Here is a 14,636-nt window from a genome sequence, read left to right on the forward strand (position 1 = left end):
GATATACTTGACCATTCTCTTCCATCCGGACTGTTACCGTCGGCTCCGGAATCACACCGAATCTGCTGACCCTTCACGGAAGGCGCTCGCGGGCTGGCGGCGCGCGCATGGCGCGACCGCATCACCGCCGGTGGGGACTTGCACCCCGCCCTGAGAATAGTGCCAACATACGCCCGGCCTGGGCGCATGACAAGACGGCGGCAGGGGCAAAGCGAGGCAGGCGCAGTCCGGCTCAGGCATCGAAAACTAGAGCTTCATACCAGAACAAACGCGCGCCGGGCGCGCGCCAGCTGCCGCCCGGCAAGCCCGCCTTGGAGCAGAGATTTTCCAGGTAGGACAGACGATCCCAGCCCTGCTCCACCGGCACCTGAGGCAGAAAAACGCCGCTGTGCCCCAGATATTGCAGGGCCAGACCGTGCCGCCCGACTTCAATGGCTTCCGGGTCCGGACAAGGCGTGAGTTCGTCCAGTACGGAAATGTGCAGGGCCGCTCCAGCCCATTCCCGGAGGGTCAGCGACGGAAAACGCGGATCTTCAAAGGCGGCGGCGCGGGCCATGCGCCAGAGATTGAGGTAAAGAGGCTCGCGGCCCACAATGGTGCCGATGCAGCCGCGCAGCCGCCCGTTTAGAGTGATGGTTGCAAAAGAGCCCAGCGGGCGGCGCAATGTGCCGACGCTCTCCCTCACCGCGTCGCCTTTCTCCGGCGGTTCCGGCGGCCGGGCCGTACCCTTGCCCGCCAGAGCGCTTTCAATGGCCAAACGGGCCAGCCGGGCCAGAAAGGCCCGCTCCTCGGCATTCAAGGAAAAGGAAAGCGCCATGATCACCTCCTGGATCCTGACCGGGCCGATTGCCCGAACGCCATGTCATGCTTGAAATAGCGTGCCTATGGCAAGACGCATCGAAGCATCCCAATTTGCGCGCTCATCCGCCGCTGAAGCAAAGGGCGGCAGGTGAACCAGGCCCGAAACAAGAAATGCCACAACAGACGTTGCGGCAGATCTTGCGCAAAAGAGGTTGCGCCATTTGAGTTTTTTGCCGCTGGCAAGAAAAATAAGCGGCACACTGACGGCGCTATAAACTGTTACCGTGAACGGCATACAGATAGCGACAGCCTTTACCTGGACGAATCACCGACTGCGGCATTGCTGCCTTTGGCCGCAACGTCCTGCGTTGTAACGGTCAAAAAGCCGCCCGTATAACCGAGCCGCGCCGTGAAATTTGACGCTGCCAGCGACAAAAAAGGCCAAATAGGCTAGTCTTCGCCCTCGGCGTGCGACTGCTTGCCCGCACCCTTCAGGCCGTACATGCTGGTGGAACCGGAGGACCAAAATTCCAGCACTTCCTCATTGATCAGCTTGGTGAGGACTTTTTTCACGTCGCGGGGGCCCCTGTCCGGAAAGAGTTCCAGAAAGTCCTTGAAGTAGAACTTGGACTTGGCCGCGGATTTGCTTTTCAGAAATTCAACAACAATCTCTTTATCGTCAGCCATGAGCGTTCTCCTGGCCCGGCGGCGCGTTGCCGCGCCGCCGGGGTTAAGCAAACTGCCTAGAACTTGAACTGGGTGCTTTGACGCCAGGTATAATAGGCGGAATCGCGGAAGTCGTCGATGAGGTGGTGGGTGAACTCAAGGCCGGTCAGCTTGAAGAAGCTTTCCCAGCCGATGCGCTCGGCCCACTCGCCCAGACGTTCGTATTTTTCGGCGTTGGCCGCGTAGACCTCGACAATGTGCTTCACGGTCTTGGTCAGGCTGGGCCAGCGCGGCGGTTCGTTGGGGATGTAGCCCACAACCACCTTGGAGAACTTGGGCATGGAGATGCGGTTGGAAACCTTGCCGCCCACCATGATGGCGATGCCGTCACCCTCGCTGTCAGCGATGGGCAGGGCCGGGCACATGGTGTAGCAGTTGCCGCAGTACATGCAACGGTCTTCCTTGATGGCGATGGAGTTCACCTTCTCGCCGTTGTGCTCCACCTTGGTGGGACGCACGGCGGCCGTCGGGCAGGCGGCCACGGCCAGCGGGATTTCGCAGAGCTGGTCGGCCCATTCGTGGTCGATCATGGGCGGTTTGCGGTGGATGCCCACCAGGCCGATATCCGAGCAGTGCACGGCGCCGCACATGTTGATGCAGCAGGCCAGGGACACGCGCACGGGCGCGGGCATGCGCATGTGATCGAACTCGTCGAACAGGGCGTCCATCACGCATTTCACCGGGCCGGAGGCGTCGGTGGCGGGCGTGTGGCAGTGCACCCAGCCCTGGGTGTGGATCATGTTGCAGACGCAGGCGCCCGTGCCGCCCACGGGGAACTTGAAGGAGCCGCCGGGGAACTTGCGGGAGTTCAGCTCGTCGCGCAGGGCCTTCATGGTGGCTTCGTCGTCCACCATGAATTCGATATTGTTACGGGTGGTCCAGCGCAGATAGCCGCCGCAGTACTTGTCGGCGATGTCGCACAGCTCACGGATGTGGGTGATGGACATGGTACGGGCGCCGCCGACGCGCACGGTGTAGACCTTGTCGCCGCTTTCGGCCACGTGCATCAGTACGCCGGGCTCCAGGATTTCATGATAGAGCCACTTGCCGAAGTTCTTTTTGATCATCGGCGGGAAATAGTCGTCGTACTTATGAGGGCCGATGTCGGAGATACGGCCTTCCATGGGTTTCTGGGGATTGTACCCGGTAGAAATAAAAGCCATGTTCGTTTCCCCCTTATAACTAGCGTTGATGGCGTTTACGGAATTCGGCGAGATCGCGATTCCAGCCGCCGGGCACTTCCTCTTCCTTGAAGAAGATGAAGGGATTGGCACGAGGCGCTTTCACCTGGCAGGGCATGGCCGGCGTGTCGGTGACTTCCAGCAGCTTCTGGAAGGAGAGGCGCTTCATGGTTTCACCCACGCGCTCGCGGTTTTTGCCTTCTTCCATCCACCAATCCCAGATCTTTTCGATGACTTCTTTGACATCGTCATAGGGGGCTTCACAGGAGATGAAGGGAACAAGCAGCGAACCCATCTGCGCGCCGTCCACCACCGGGGCCTTGGCGCCCACCAGAATACTGGCGCCGCGCTCGTCGCCGATGTGCAGGGCCTGGGGCATGGTGTTGATGCAGTGCATGCAGCGCACGCAGTCGGCAGTCTTGATGGAGAGCTTGGAACCGTCCCACTTCATGCACTGGCTGGGGCAACGGTCAATGACTTCCTTCTGGATGTCGAACTTGCCCCAGTCGCGCCCGGCATGCGCACCCGCGTTGGGTTTGATTTCGCCGGCCAGGTAGGCTTTGACCTTTTCCTGGTCGATCTTGATGTCGTCCTTCCAGGTGCCCACCACGGCGAAGTCGGAACGGGCCATGGCGCAGACGCAGCCGTTGGGGCAGCCGTCGAATTTGAATTTGAACTTGTAGGGGAAAGCCGGGCGGTGCAGCTCGTCCTGGTAGTCCATGGTCAGCTGATAGCACATATCCTGCGTATTGTAGCAGGCGTACTCACAGCGGGACTGTCCGAGGCAGGCTTCGGGCGTGCGCAGGTTGGAACCGGAACCACCGAGGTCCACGTTCATCTTGTGGGTCAGCTCGTGGAAGACTTCTTCCAGCTGGACGGTCTGGGTGCCCAGCAGCACGATGTCGCCCGTGGAACCGTGCATGTTGGTCAGGCCGGAACCGCGCAGATCCCAGATGTCGCACAGGTCGCGCAGGAACTTGGTGTCATAGTATTTGCCGGCGGGCTGGGCCACACGCATGGTGTGGAAGTGGGCCACGCCGGGGAACTGTTCGGGCTGGTCGCAGTAACGGCCGATAACGCCGCCGCCGTAACCGAACACGCCCACGATGCCACCGTGTTTCCAGTGGGTTTCCTTGTCGTTGTAGGAAAGCTCCAATACGCCCAGCAGGTCTTCGGGGCAGTCCGCCGGGATCTGATAGTCAAGACCCTTGGGATTTTTGGCCCGCGCGGCCGCTTCCTGTTTAATGTCGGACACAAAGCTCGGCCAAGGGCCGCTTTCAAGCTCGTCCAACTTGGGGGTTGCATATTTCGCCATTGCCATACCTCCACATGGTTTGGTTGTATCACGCCATCGCGTGACATGCCGTTCAGGTGCGCCGATCCCGGAGCATCGCAAAACGGACTTCTGCGCGTGTGCCGATGCGCGGCGGGAACGCATCCCGCCTCGGTGCCCCGGCAACTTCCCGCAAAGCCGCCGCAGCGCCCGCTCCGCAAAAGCGGAACGCCCCAAGGGATCACGAACGAGCGGGCGAGCCAAAGCCTCGGCCCCTCGGGCCGCAACGCGGTCTTTTCGTTGCATATCTCATTTTTCCTCTGATGACAACCGGCGGGGTCGAACATTGACCACATTTTCACAGCGTCGCCCCCGGTCCCGGCGGGGGGGGGCACGCGCCGCCTTTGCCAAGGCGGCGCTTTAAGCGTAAGATACGGGCGTTTTACTTTCCACCGTAAAGGATAACGACAGCCATGAAAGACGAACGCGGCTTGTATTATCATCCCCAGGCGGGCAACAGCCGCGCCCGGGTTTACGTGCGGCGCGGCCGGGACGGCGAAGTAGAATTCCGGCTCTGGCAGGCGGACCATCCCGAAGTCTGGGAGCGCCATCCCTGGCTCAGCTTGAGCGTGGTGCAAAACGCGGCCCGCTTGTACAAAGAGGAACGCAACCAGGAAGCCGACCCGCTCAAGCTCTACGACCTGGCCGTGGCCAGGACGCTCCTGAGGGAGGACGAGGCGTGAGCGAGCGTTGGCTGCTGGCCAACAGGGCCTTTTTCGTGCGCGACCTGGTGCGCGACTACTGCATGGTCTTCCGCCTGTTGTCCGACCAGCGGCGACGTTTTGAGCGCGACGGCACGGTTTCCTATTCCGCCCTGCGCGACCTGCTGGGCGAGGCCATGCGCAAGGGCGTGTTCTGGCGGCTCAAGGATACGGCCCACCACCTGTTCCGCAATACGGTCCGCACGGCGGCGACAGCTACGGAGGCTCCGGCGGAAAACCTGGGCATCATGCTCTGGCAGTACGCGGCCAGCCCCCATCCCGACGGCACCGCCGTGCAGAGCCCGGTGGAGGCCCTCATCGACTGGTGCGTGGGTTACGCTTTTCACGAATGCGCCAAGCTCAAGGAAGACGCCTTCCAGGGCCAGCATTACGCCAACCGCCTGGCCCAGCTGGGCCGTCACCCGGCGGTGACCGGCGAATTCTACGGCCCCTTGAGCGCCCTGGCCGCGCAGACCGCCGAAAGCTCGGCGCGCGAACTGGAGCGCATCATCCACGTCCTGTCGCACGGGCTTTTCCTGCTCACCCGCTATCTGACGGCCGAGGGCCGCAACTGCCGCCTGGCCCGCTGGCTGGCCTGCGAGGAGCCTCTGGCCCGCGAGGTTTTCGGCCCGCTCTATCCGGATCTGCTCACGGCCCTGTACGACGGCGAACCCGAGTGCCTTTATTTGCTGGCCGCCCGGGATTTTCTGGAATCGGGACGGCACGAGCCCGCCATGACCCTGCTCCGACGGGCGCGGGAGCGGAACCTGCTCAATGACGAAAGCCGGGAGCTCCTGCGCGGTCTGGAAAGCGGCTCCGCCGGGGAGGCCGACACGGCGCTGTGCGCGGCCTGCGCTCAGAACGGCATGCCGCGCTGCCTGGCCGAGCCGGAGCCCGCCGCATGAACAAGGCCTTTCGCGCGCTGCGGGTCTGCCTGGCACTCCTGCTCTGCGCGGCCCTGTTGTCCGGCTGCGGCTCGCGTTCCTGGCGCAAGGGCGGCGTGCCGGGCAGCAAGCCCTACACCGTGCGCGGCAAGACCTATTATCCCCTCAAATCCGCCCACGGCTTTGTGGAAGTGGGCACGGCCTCCTGGTACGGACCGGGCTTTCACGGCAAAAAAACCGCTAACGGCGAGCGCTACAATCAATACGCCATGACAGCGGCCCACAAGATCCTGCCATTGGGCACCAAGGTGCGCGTCACCCATCTGGGCAACGGCCGTTCCATCATTGTGCGGGTCAACGACCGGGGTCCCTTTGTGGACGACCGCGTCATCGATCTCTCGCGCAGCGCGGCCACGCGCCTGAACATGATGGGCACGGGCACGGCCAGAGTGCGCGTCCAGAGCCTGGGCGGCATTCCCCAACTGCAGGAGAACGGCGACATGAGCGGCCCCTTCTATGTGCAGGTGGGAGCCTTTGCCGACAAGAACAACGCCTACAAACTGATCAATATCCTGACCCGGTCCGGCCACAAGGGCCGCCTGGAGTTCGGCAGCAACAACATGTGGAACGTGCAGGTGGGCCCCTGGCAGGATTCCAACGGCGCGCAGCAGATGCTGGACCTGTTCAGAGCTCTCTACCCCCACGCCTTTGTGGTGGGGGGGAGTTGAGCAGTCAATTCTCACGGTAAGAAAACTCAGAGAAAGCCATGAAACAGCGTCCGAACCACACCGGCAGCACGACAATTGACAACATCCAGAGGGAACTGTTCAACGTCCTCAATCATGCGTACGTCTCCATCGCGCGCGTCGGGACGCCGTTATCCTGCAAAGCCGCGAGAGGCCCGAAACCATCGCCAAGGTCTATGACTGGAATACGCTGCTGCGGCATTGCTGCGCCGCCTATCTTGGCGAAAGCGACAGCCAGATGATTCTGCACAGTTTTTCCTCGGCGCATTTGCTGCAGATTTTTAAATCGGGACAGCACACGCTGTCCCGCGACGTGCGCCTCACCACTGGCAGACTCCGCTGGATCTCCATATCCGCCTTTCTGGTACAAGAGGAGGGGCACCCTCCCTACGCGTACGTCATGGTCCGCGATGCCGACGAACAGCATTTGCTCAGAAACGTCGTTGACCGTTATGTATACAATAACTGCGATTACTTCATCTATCTGGACGCGAAAAACAACAGCTATACCATGTTCAGCGGCAGCAGCGACGGGACGCCCCTGCCTCCGGCCCAATGCAACGACTACGCCACGGAACTTGTTAACTATGCGGAAGCCTTCGTGGTTCCGGAAGACAGGCAGATGGTCATCCGGGAAATGCGGATTGAACGAGTACTGGAACAGTTAAGCGTCAACGGGCTGCACGCCTTTTATTGCGGCGTCCTTGACCCCGTACGCGGCTATACCCGCAAGCGCCTGGAATACCGTTATTACGACCAGCCGTCCGGCATGATCCTGCTCTCCCGCTCCGATGTCACCGCCATATACCGCGAGCAACAGGAACATCAGAGCGCACTGGAAGCCGCTCTGCTGCGAGCTCAGACCGACCCGTTGACCGGGCTGCTCAATTATCAGGGCACACTGGAGCGCGTCTCTGAGACATTGGCGCAACAACGCGAAAGCACGGCATTTCTTTTCATTGACCTGGACAACTTCAAGATGGTCAACGATACGCTGGGACATGGCATGGGCGACGAATTTTTGCGCCGGGTCGCGGCTGTTCTCCGGCAGGAGGCGCAGCCCAGCGATGTGCTGGGACGTGTCGGCGGCGATGAGTTCGTGGTTCTGCTGTCCGGTGTGTCGTCAGCGGACATGGCGAAGAAACGTGTGCAACGGCTCTGCGACGCCATCGCGCAACTGGCGGACAGCGATTATTTTCTTCATTTGCCGGTTTCCTGCAGCGTCGGCATCGCTTTGGCTCCCGACGAGGGCAGCGATTATAATATCCTTGCCCAGAAAGCCGACCAGCGGGCCTATAAGATCAAACAGAATGGCAAAAACGGCTGCTCCTTTTGAACCTGAGGCGAAGCCGTTCCACCAAGGCGGCAGCCTCCTACCGTTCCTCCACCGTGCGCAGCAGGGGGCTGTCGAACAGGGCCGCGGGCGTGACCACGGGCTCGTCCGGCGGCGGCATGTTTTTCCCGTAGCGGCGGGCGGCCTCTCCGGCCAGGGAGGGCCGCGCCGGATTAAAATCTCTGAAATGCTGCGGCTTGCAAAGGGTGATGCCCGCGCCGCGACGATAGAGTTTCCAGACCAGTTCCGAGCAGTATAGTTTCGCGTCGGACCAACGAAACTGCCGGTCATAAGCCCGGCCCAGCATGCCCAGGCCGAGACGCCGCATGCGTTCCAACACGTCGGGCGTGAGCGCGGCGTCTGCATTCTTGAGGCGTTTAAGCACATAATGCCCGCCCGCGCCGCGCGCCGTCCAGGCCGCCAGGGGCGTAAGCTTCACCGGCTGCACCGCCTCCAGCACCAGCCAGCGCCCCTTGTGGCGCATCACAAGGCCGCAGTGGGTATACGGCGAACGGGTCAGCAGGCGGATGAGCGCGCTCTGGGACGAGGTGGAGGCGTGAAAAATGATGTCCCCCTCCCGGACCTCCGGCGCGGTCGCGGCGGCAACGGGCCGCCGGTCCGGCATCGCCGCGAGCAGCACTACCAGAAGCAGTCCGGTGAGAAAGAAAAGAAAGAAACGCGGCCGCGATATTTTTTCTTCACGAAGCATGGAAGAATGTGTTCCGGGTTCAGGCGGCGACGCGTAGCAGCCAGACCACCGGCGGCGCGAAGGCGGCGGTGAGGATGCCCGCCAGAATCATGGCCAGACCGGCCATGGCGCCCGCCTCCTCGCCTTCCTGCAGGGCCGCCGCCGTTCCCTGGGCGTGGGAGATTGTGCCCAGGGTCAGCCCACGGGCAAAGGGGGAGTTGACGCGCACAAGGTTCAGGGTCCAGACGCCCAGCAGCGAGCCCAGAGTGCCGGTAGCCACCACGAAGGCGGCGGCCAGGGAAGGAATTCCGTCGTAGATTTTGGCGACCTCCACGGCAAAGGGAATGGAAACACCTTTGGAGAGGATGGACATGACCACTTCACGCGGCAGGCCGCCGCTCTGGGCGATGAGCCCGGCGGAAAACATGGCCACAAAAGCCCCGGCGCTCACGCTGACAATGATGGCCACGGCATGGCGCAGCAGCAACTTCCTGTAGCGGTACAACGGCAGGGCAAGGCTGACCGTGGCGGCCCCGATGAGCGCGGTCATGATCTTCCTGGCCGGTTCATAAGCCGCGTAGGGCACATCGAGAAGCAGCAGCGCGCTGATCACAACGGCGGCGCTGAGCCCCACCACATTGATCAGCGGATGCTTGTAACGCAGGTACAGACGGCGCACGACCGCGTAGACAAAGACCGTGCCCGCCACGCAGAGCAGGGTCGTCACTGACCACATGACTCCGCTCCTTTCTCAGGGCGGCGGCGCAGGGCCCCGGCCAGCCAGCCCACCACGAGCAGGGGCAGGGCCGTGCTGATCACAATGGCCGCCAGCAGAACCCAGCCGTAATCGTAAAAGACGCCGCCCCAGTTCATGAGCCCCACCGCGATGGGGACAAAAAAGAACACCAGGTGCTTGAGCAGAAAATTGGCGGCCTCGCTGATGTGGCTTTCCTTGACCACGCCCGTGCAGAGCAGAAGGAAAAGCACGATGATGCCCAGCACATTGCCGGGGATAGGCAGGTCGCACATCCGCGCCAGCCAGTCCGCCGCCCAGGCGAAAGCAGCCAGGATGCCCATTTGCCAGAGCAGGGTCAGAGTCTGCCGCATGCCAACCTTCTTTATCTTCCTTCCGGCCGGAGCTGACGGGCGCGCCTGAACGCGGGACGAAACAGCGTTGTGCCGCGCGTCAGCCGTCGACGCAGCCCTGATTGCCCGAGCCAAGCACGGCAAAGCCGTGCGCCTTAGAGCAGATTAACTTTAAATTTTACAAATTTCAAAGTTAACATTCTGGCGAAAAACGTGGTTTTCGCCAGAATCCACGCCGCTTCGCGGCGCGCCGCACCGTGTGCGTCGTCAGAGCAATTTCAAGAGTGAAATTGCTCTGACTGTGGCTGCAACGCAACATGCAGGCAAGAACAGCACGGCCGGGAATCAGGACAACGCCGCCGCGACCGACGGGAACAATGAGAGTTTGAGGAAAGGATCCCTGTTTGAAATTATATGCGATTTCAAACAAAGTCCGCCCTACAGATTGGCCGCGTACCAGTCCCCGGCCAGGCGCAGACCCTCGCGCACGTCGTAGCGCGGCTCATAGCCCAGCAGCTTTTCGGCCCGGCTGATGTCCGCCAGCGAATGGCGCACGTCGCCCGCGCGGAAATCGCGGTGCACGGCTTCAGCCGTGGCGGCGGCGGGCAGATGCCGGGCCACTTCCTCCCGGATCAGCAGAAACAGTTCGTTCAGTGTCGTGCGCTGGCCGAAGGCCACATTGTAAATCTTGTCGCGGGCTTCCGCGCGGGCGCGGCTCGCCAGCAGATTGGCCTGCACCACATTGTCGATGTAGCAGAAGTCGCGGCTGGTTTCGCCGTCGCCGTTGATGTACACGGTTTCGCCCTTGATCAGGCTGGCGAACCACTGCGGAATTACCGCCGCATACGCGCCGTAGGGGTCCTGACGCTGGCCGAAGACGTTGAAATAGCGCAGGCCGATGCTGGTGAAACCGTAGCAGCGGGCAAAGACATCGGCATACAGCTCGTCCACATACTTGGTCACGGCATAGGGCGAGAGCGGACGGCCGATCTTGTCTTCCACTTTGGGCAGCTCCGGCGAATCGCCGTAGGTGGAGGAAGACGCGGCGTAGACGAAACTTTCCACCTTGGCGTCGCGCGCGGCCACCAGCATGTTCAGAAAGCCGTCGATATTGCAGCTGTTGGAGAGCAGGGGATCGTCGATGGAACGCGGCACCGAACCCAGAGCGGCCTCGTGCAGCACGTGCCGCGCTCCCTCGCAGGCCTTGCGGCAGGTATCCAGGTCGCGGATATCGCCTTCAATGAAGGTAAAACGCTTCCAAGCCTCCGGCCCCACCAGGTCGCGGACCATATCCAGGTTTTTCTGATAGCCGGTGAGAAAGTTGTCCAGTCCCACCACGGTCTGGCCCATTTTCAAAAGATGCTCCAGCAGATTGGAGCCGATGAAACCCGCCACGCCGGTCACCAGCCAACGGGAGGGGGCGGCGGTCATTGTTTCGCACAAGGCGGCATACACGCTCATGGTTGCGTCCTGTTTTATTGTTTCCTGAGGGTTGATTATAACGGCGGCCCGCGCCTCCGGACCCGCGCCGGTCGGCCTCGGCGGGTCGCTCTCCTTGTACTCCGCGCGGCGCGGCCTGTAAAGACGCGGGCGGCCCCGCACGCTCCACCCTCTTTTCAGGGCCGGGCACAGGTGCTATAGGCAAGACCATACCGGGGCCGCCGCGACGGAAGGGAGAAAAACCGGCATGAAAATCATTGTCCTGGGCAACCAGGCCAGGGCTTTGTCCAATTTCTGGAGCGTGTTGATCCGCCAAATGCGTCAGGGCGGGCATGAGGCGCTCTGCTGCGTGCCGCCCGGCGACCCGGAGGCCGACGCGGCGCTGGAAACCCTGGGCGCGCGCGTGCTCCACTACGAGCTGGACCGCAAAGGCCTCAATCCCCTGCATGACGCGCGCTCTTTCGCCCGACTCAGGCGAATATTCGATGCGGAGAAGCCGGGCCTGCTCTTCGCCTCGACCATCAAGCCGGTCATCTACGGCGGCCTGGCCGCGCGCCGCGCGCGCGTGCCGCACGTCTACGCCACCATCACCGGTCTGGGCTACGCCTTTGAGGCCGACAGCCTGTTCAAGAAATGCGTCAACCGTCTGAGCGTCTTTCTTTACCGGCAGGCGCTCAAAAACGCGGAAGGCGTCTTTTTTCAGAATCAGGACGATATCCGCATCTTCCGCGAGTCGGGCATTCTGGGTCCCGGCGCGCGCGTGCTCACGGCGCGCGGCACGGGCGTGGACATCCGGCGTTTCGCGCAGGCTCCCCTGCCCCCGCTGCCGCCTGACGGACCGGTCATCTTTCTGCTGGTGGGTCGTTTGCTGGAAGCAAAGGGCCTGCCGGAATACGCCGCGGCGGCGCGTCTGCTCAAGGCCCGCTACCCCGTAGCCCGCTTTCAGCTGCTGGGCCCGCCGGAACAGGGCCTGGGCAGCGTCAGCCTTGACCAGGTCAGAACCTGGGAGCGCGAGAACGGCATCGAATATCTGGGCGAAACCAGGGACGTGCGGCCCTATCTGGCCGCAGCCCACGTGCTGGTGCTGCCCTCCTGGCGGGAAGGCACGCCCACGTCCATCATGGAAGGCATGAGCATGGGCCGCGCCGCCGTGGTCACGGATGTGCCCGGCTGCCGGGAAGTGGTGCGCGACGGCGTCAACGGACGCATGACGCCCGTGCGCGATCCCGAGGCCCTGGCCGGGGCCATGGAAAGTTTTATCCTCGCGCCGGGAACTATCGCGCGCATGGGCGAGGCCGGGCGCGAGCTGGCCGTCAGGGAATTCGACGCCGAAAAAGTGGCGGCCCGCATTCTGCGGGACATGCATGTGCCCGCCGGGGCATAAAGGAAGGGCAATGATCAGTACGTACCGCATGGCGCTCCTGCAGGCTCTGGACATCTTCTGCCTGCTGCTGGCGCTGACCATCACCGGCGTGACCACCATCGCGCCGGATCTGAGCGTGTTTCACGACTACACCGGCGCTTCGCTGTTCACGGTCTTTTTTTACATGCTCTTTTTCTACATTCTGGACGCCTACAGCGTGGGGCGGGAAGATTTCAGGGAAACCTCGGGCCGGGTGCTGGTGGCCTGCGTGCTGGGCATCATCTCCTCGGCCACGGCTTCCTATTCCTTTGACCACTGGCGTTTCGACCGCGAAACCCTGCTGATGCTCTTTACCCTGTCCCTGGCCTTCAGCCTGGGCTGGCGCTGGCTTTACTACCGCAATGCGGACAAGCTGACCCACCCCCTGCGCATCCTGCTGGTGGGCGTGGACCGCGCGGGCAAGGTGCGCCAACTGCTGGCCGAAGGCCTGCCCCAGGCGACCATCATCGGTTATGTGGGCGAACGGGATCAGGGCCCGGACGCGGGCCCCTGCCTGGGGCCGCCCTTCAAGGCCCTGGACGTGGCCAGGGAAAAGCGGGCCACCATGATCCTGCTGCTGCCCGACGCGCCCATTGACGACGACATCGCCCACGATCTGCTGGAAGCCAAGCTGCGCGGCAGCATGGTGGTGGACATCCGCACTTTTTACGAGCACGTGGTGCAGCGCCTGCCCCTTTCGCAGATCAACGACGAATGGCTGTTGCAGACCGAGGGTTTTTCCCTGAACACGCGCGGCTCGCTGCGGCGGCTGAAACGGGCTCTGGACGTGCTGATCTCGCTGGTGCTGCTGATTCCGGCCACGCCCGTCATGCTGCTCACGGCCCTGATCGTGCGCCTGGAATCGCCGGGCCCGGTGATCTACCGCCAGGACCGCGTGGGCCTGTACGAAAAGGAATTCACGGTCTACAAATTCCGCTCCATGCGCGCGGACGCGGAAAAAAACGGCGCGGTCTGGGCCAGCGCCCACGACAACCGGGTGACCCGCTTCGGCAAGTTCATCCGCAAGGTGCGCATCGACGAGCTGCCCCAGATCTGGAATATCCTCAAGGGCGACATGAGCTTCATCGGTCCCCGGCCCGAGCGCATGGCCTTCGTCAAACAGCTCAAGAAGGACATTCCCTACTACAGCCTGCGCCATACGGTGAAGCCGGGCCTGACGGGCTGGGCCCAGGTCTGCTATCCCTACGGCGCGTCCGAGGAGGACGCCCGCCGCAAGCTGGAATACGATCTCTACTACATCAAGAATATGTCCATTCTGCTGGACATCCACATTATCTTCAAAACCATCGGCGTGGTGCTCTTTCCCAAGGGGGCGCGCTAGGAGCTGTCTCTAATCTTTTGTCAGCCCGGCGATATCCAGGCTGCGGAAAAAAGCGGCCGCATCCTCCCTGTCCGGAGCCAGGGAAAGGATTTTCGCCGCGAAAAAAAGAATGTAACGCCGCATGGCCGGGTCATCCCCAAAGGAGGCGGCCCAGGCGCGCCAGAGCTTGTCCAGCCAGGCCAGCAGCGGGCGCGCGCCCGCGCGGGCGCAATGCGTTTTAAGCGGGGCGTAGACCAGGCCCGCGTGCAGGGCGGCCTCAGCGACGTCGGCCTCCAGGCCCAGATGGGGAAAGACGTGCCCCAGCAGAGCCCGCACATGCCAGCGCGGTACAAAGGGGCGGCGCACATAGCGGTAGTGCAGCAGCACTTCCGGCAGATTGGCGGCGCGCTGGCCCGCGCCCAGCAGCAGATCGCCCCAGAAGGCGAAATCCTCGGCGCGCTCCAGGGCCGGATCATAGCGCAGACCGTGGGCGCGCGGCGCATCCAGGCGCAGCAGACTGCACCCGTTGACCACGGACGTGCCGAAAACCGTGGCCGCGCGGATATCCTCCGGCGTCCGGGGAAAACGCTCCAAGGCCGTGGACTGGTGAAAGTATTGCAGCCAGCCGCCGCAGACGGCCACATCCGAATGGCTTTCCAGAAAGGCCAGTTGCTTTTCCAGACGCCGGGGCACGGCAATGTCGTCGGCGTCCATCCAGGCCAGATATACGCCGCGCGCGTTGTCCAGGGCCACATTGCGCGCAGCTGCCCGGCCCCGGTTGGTTCCCAGGCGAATCAGACGGATGCGCGCGTCCGCGCGGTCCGCAACGCGTTGCGCGGTCTCATCCGTGGAACCGTCGTCCACCACCAGCAGCTCGAAATCCCGGCAGGTCTGGCCCAGAATGGAATCCAGCGCTTCCCCGATATACGGGGCGGCGTTGTGGGCGGCCATGGCGACAGTGATCAGCGGCACGCTGCAATTCCCCCAGAAATAG

Annotated in this window: 16 protein-coding genes and 1 riboswitch; of the genes, 6 read left to right on the forward strand and 10 right to left on the reverse strand. The window is 62.7% G+C overall.

Features of this window, described 5'->3' with window-relative positions; all coding sequences use genetic code 11:
- Positions 1-9: 9 nt before the first annotated feature.
- Positions 10-162, reverse strand: a riboswitch (FMN riboswitch).
- A 70-nt stretch (positions 163-232) separates the two neighbouring features.
- From amrA to dsrA, 5 genes are all read right to left on the reverse strand, one after another.
- On the reverse strand, positions 233-817 hold the full coding sequence (amrA, locus tag HMPREF0326_RS02840; RefSeq protein ID WP_008682713.1) for an AmmeMemoRadiSam system protein A: 585 nt from the start codon (positions 815-817) through the stop codon (positions 233-235).
- 45 nt (positions 818-862) lie between these two features.
- Positions 863-1,096: a hypothetical protein gene (locus HMPREF0326_RS16595; RefSeq protein WP_147568367.1), complete on the reverse strand. Its 234-nt coding sequence runs from the start codon at positions 1,094-1,096 to the stop codon at positions 863-865.
- A gap of 155 nt (positions 1,097-1,251) precedes the next feature.
- On the reverse strand, positions 1,252-1,488 hold the full coding sequence (locus HMPREF0326_RS02845; RefSeq protein ID WP_008682714.1) for a dissimilatory sulfite reductase D family protein: 237 nt from the start codon (positions 1,486-1,488) through the stop codon (positions 1,252-1,254).
- A gap of 56 nt (positions 1,489-1,544) precedes the next feature.
- Positions 1,545-2,690, reverse strand: a complete 1,146-nt coding sequence (dsrB, locus tag HMPREF0326_RS02850) for a dissimilatory-type sulfite reductase subunit beta (protein ID WP_008682715.1) — start codon at positions 2,688-2,690, stop codon at positions 1,545-1,547.
- A 19-nt stretch (positions 2,691-2,709) separates the two neighbouring features.
- Entirely contained in the window at positions 2,710-4,023 is a 1,314-nt protein-coding gene (gene dsrA / locus HMPREF0326_RS02855) for a dissimilatory-type sulfite reductase subunit alpha (protein WP_008682717.1), read from the reverse strand.
- A gap of 431 nt (positions 4,024-4,454) precedes the next feature.
- Here dsrA and HMPREF0326_RS02860 point away from each other — a divergent pair, with 431 nt between their 5' ends.
- From HMPREF0326_RS02860 to HMPREF0326_RS02875, 4 genes are all read left to right on the forward strand, one after another.
- Entirely contained in the window at positions 4,455-4,724 is a 270-nt protein-coding gene (locus tag HMPREF0326_RS02860) for a hypothetical protein (RefSeq protein ID WP_008682719.1), read from the forward strand.
- Positions 4,721-5,647, forward strand: coding sequence for a hypothetical protein (locus HMPREF0326_RS02865; protein WP_008682720.1), 927 nt, complete (start codon positions 4,721-4,723; stop codon positions 5,645-5,647). The genes HMPREF0326_RS02860 and HMPREF0326_RS02865 overlap by 4 nt, the downstream gene beginning before the upstream one ends.
- The gene (locus HMPREF0326_RS02870; RefSeq protein ID WP_008682721.1) at positions 5,644-6,354 is read left to right on the forward strand and encodes a septal ring lytic transglycosylase RlpA family protein; all 711 of its coding nucleotides are present in this window, start codon (positions 5,644-5,646) and stop codon (positions 6,352-6,354) included. Before HMPREF0326_RS02865 ends, HMPREF0326_RS02870 begins: the two co-directional genes overlap by 4 nt.
- 256 nt (positions 6,355-6,610) lie before the next feature.
- On the forward strand, positions 6,611-7,708 hold the full coding sequence (locus HMPREF0326_RS02875; RefSeq protein WP_008682722.1) for a GGDEF domain-containing protein: 1,098 nt from the start codon (positions 6,611-6,613) through the stop codon (positions 7,706-7,708).
- Positions 7,709-7,745: 37 nt separating this feature from the next.
- Here the strand turns inward: HMPREF0326_RS02875 and HMPREF0326_RS02880 are convergent, their stop codons facing one another.
- The 4 genes from HMPREF0326_RS02880 to HMPREF0326_RS02895 all read right to left on the reverse strand — a co-directional run bounded on the left by HMPREF0326_RS02880 (position 7,746) and on the right by HMPREF0326_RS02895 (position 10,940).
- Positions 7,746-8,414, reverse strand: a complete 669-nt coding sequence (locus HMPREF0326_RS02880) for a YiiX family permuted papain-like enzyme (RefSeq protein WP_008682723.1) — start codon at positions 8,412-8,414, stop codon at positions 7,746-7,748.
- Positions 8,415-8,433: 19 nt separating this feature from the next.
- Complete coding sequence (locus tag HMPREF0326_RS02885) at positions 8,434-9,129, reverse strand: LrgB family protein (protein ID WP_008682724.1); 696 nt, start codon at positions 9,127-9,129, stop codon at positions 8,434-8,436.
- Entirely contained in the window at positions 9,117-9,500 is a 384-nt protein-coding gene (locus HMPREF0326_RS02890) for a CidA/LrgA family protein (protein WP_008682725.1), read from the reverse strand. Before HMPREF0326_RS02890 ends, HMPREF0326_RS02885 begins: the two co-directional genes overlap by 13 nt.
- Positions 9,501-9,917: 417 nt before the next feature.
- The gene (locus HMPREF0326_RS02895) at positions 9,918-10,940 is read right to left on the reverse strand and encodes an SDR family oxidoreductase (protein WP_008682727.1); all 1,023 of its coding nucleotides are present in this window, start codon (positions 10,938-10,940) and stop codon (positions 9,918-9,920) included.
- Between the two features lie 226 nt (positions 10,941-11,166).
- Between HMPREF0326_RS02895 and HMPREF0326_RS02900 the strand changes: the two genes are divergently transcribed.
- Positions 11,167-12,303 (forward strand): glycosyltransferase family 4 protein, encoded by a 1,137-nt coding sequence (locus tag HMPREF0326_RS02900; RefSeq protein WP_008682728.1) that lies wholly within the window; start codon positions 11,167-11,169, stop codon positions 12,301-12,303.
- Positions 12,304-12,313: 10 nt separating this feature from the next.
- A complete protein-coding gene (locus tag HMPREF0326_RS02905; protein ID WP_008682730.1) occupies positions 12,314-13,663 on the forward strand; it encodes a sugar transferase in 1,350 nt (449 codons plus the stop codon).
- 9 nt (positions 13,664-13,672) lie between these two features.
- Here the strand turns inward: HMPREF0326_RS02905 and HMPREF0326_RS02910 are convergent, their stop codons facing one another.
- Entirely contained in the window at positions 13,673-14,614 is a 942-nt protein-coding gene (locus HMPREF0326_RS02910) for a glycosyltransferase family 2 protein (RefSeq protein ID WP_008682732.1), read from the reverse strand.
- Between the last annotated feature and the right edge of the window lie 22 nt (positions 14,615-14,636).

It is taken from the genome of Desulfovibrio sp. 3_1_syn3, assembly GCF_000145315.2.
Lineage (GTDB): Bacteria > Desulfobacterota > Desulfovibrionia > Desulfovibrionales > Desulfovibrionaceae > Desulfovibrio > Desulfovibrio fairfieldensis.

Coding starts and splice junctions, on each gene's coding strand:
- dsrB (WP_008682715.1), bottom strand. CDS start 2,690: ATGGCTTTTATTTCTACCGGGTACAATCCCCAGAAACCCATGGAAGGC.
- HMPREF0326_RS02890 (WP_008682725.1), bottom strand. CDS start 9,500: ATGCGGCAGACTCTGACCCTGCTCTGGCAAATGGGCATCCTGGCTGCT.
- HMPREF0326_RS02845 (WP_008682714.1), bottom strand. CDS start 1,488: ATGGCTGACGATAAAGAGATTGTTGTTGAATTTCTGAAAAGCAAATCC.
- HMPREF0326_RS02875 (WP_008682722.1), top strand. CDS start 6,611: ATGATTCTGCACAGTTTTTCCTCGGCGCATTTGCTGCAGATTTTTAAA.
- HMPREF0326_RS02905 (WP_008682730.1), top strand. CDS start 12,314: ATGATCAGTACGTACCGCATGGCGCTCCTGCAGGCTCTGGACATCTTC.
- HMPREF0326_RS02880 (WP_008682723.1), bottom strand. CDS start 8,414: ATGCTTCGTGAAGAAAAAATATCGCGGCCGCGTTTCTTTCTTTTCTTT.
- HMPREF0326_RS02885 (WP_008682724.1), bottom strand. CDS start 9,129: ATGTGGTCAGTGACGACCCTGCTCTGCGTGGCGGGCACGGTCTTTGTC.
- HMPREF0326_RS02900 (WP_008682728.1), top strand. CDS start 11,167: ATGAAAATCATTGTCCTGGGCAACCAGGCCAGGGCTTTGTCCAATTTC.
- HMPREF0326_RS02870 (WP_008682721.1), top strand. CDS start 5,644: ATGAACAAGGCCTTTCGCGCGCTGCGGGTCTGCCTGGCACTCCTGCTC.
- dsrA (WP_008682717.1), bottom strand. CDS start 4,023: ATGGCGAAATATGCAACCCCCAAGTTGGACGAGCTTGAAAGCGGCCCT.
- HMPREF0326_RS16595 (WP_147568367.1), bottom strand. CDS start 1,096: ATGCCGTTCACGGTAACAGTTTATAGCGCCGTCAGTGTGCCGCTTATT.
- HMPREF0326_RS02860 (WP_008682719.1), top strand. CDS start 4,455: ATGAAAGACGAACGCGGCTTGTATTATCATCCCCAGGCGGGCAACAGC.
- HMPREF0326_RS02895 (WP_008682727.1), bottom strand. CDS start 10,940: ATGAGCGTGTATGCCGCCTTGTGCGAAACAATGACCGCCGCCCCCTCC.
- amrA (WP_008682713.1), bottom strand. CDS start 817: ATGGCGCTTTCCTTTTCCTTGAATGCCGAGGAGCGGGCCTTTCTGGCC.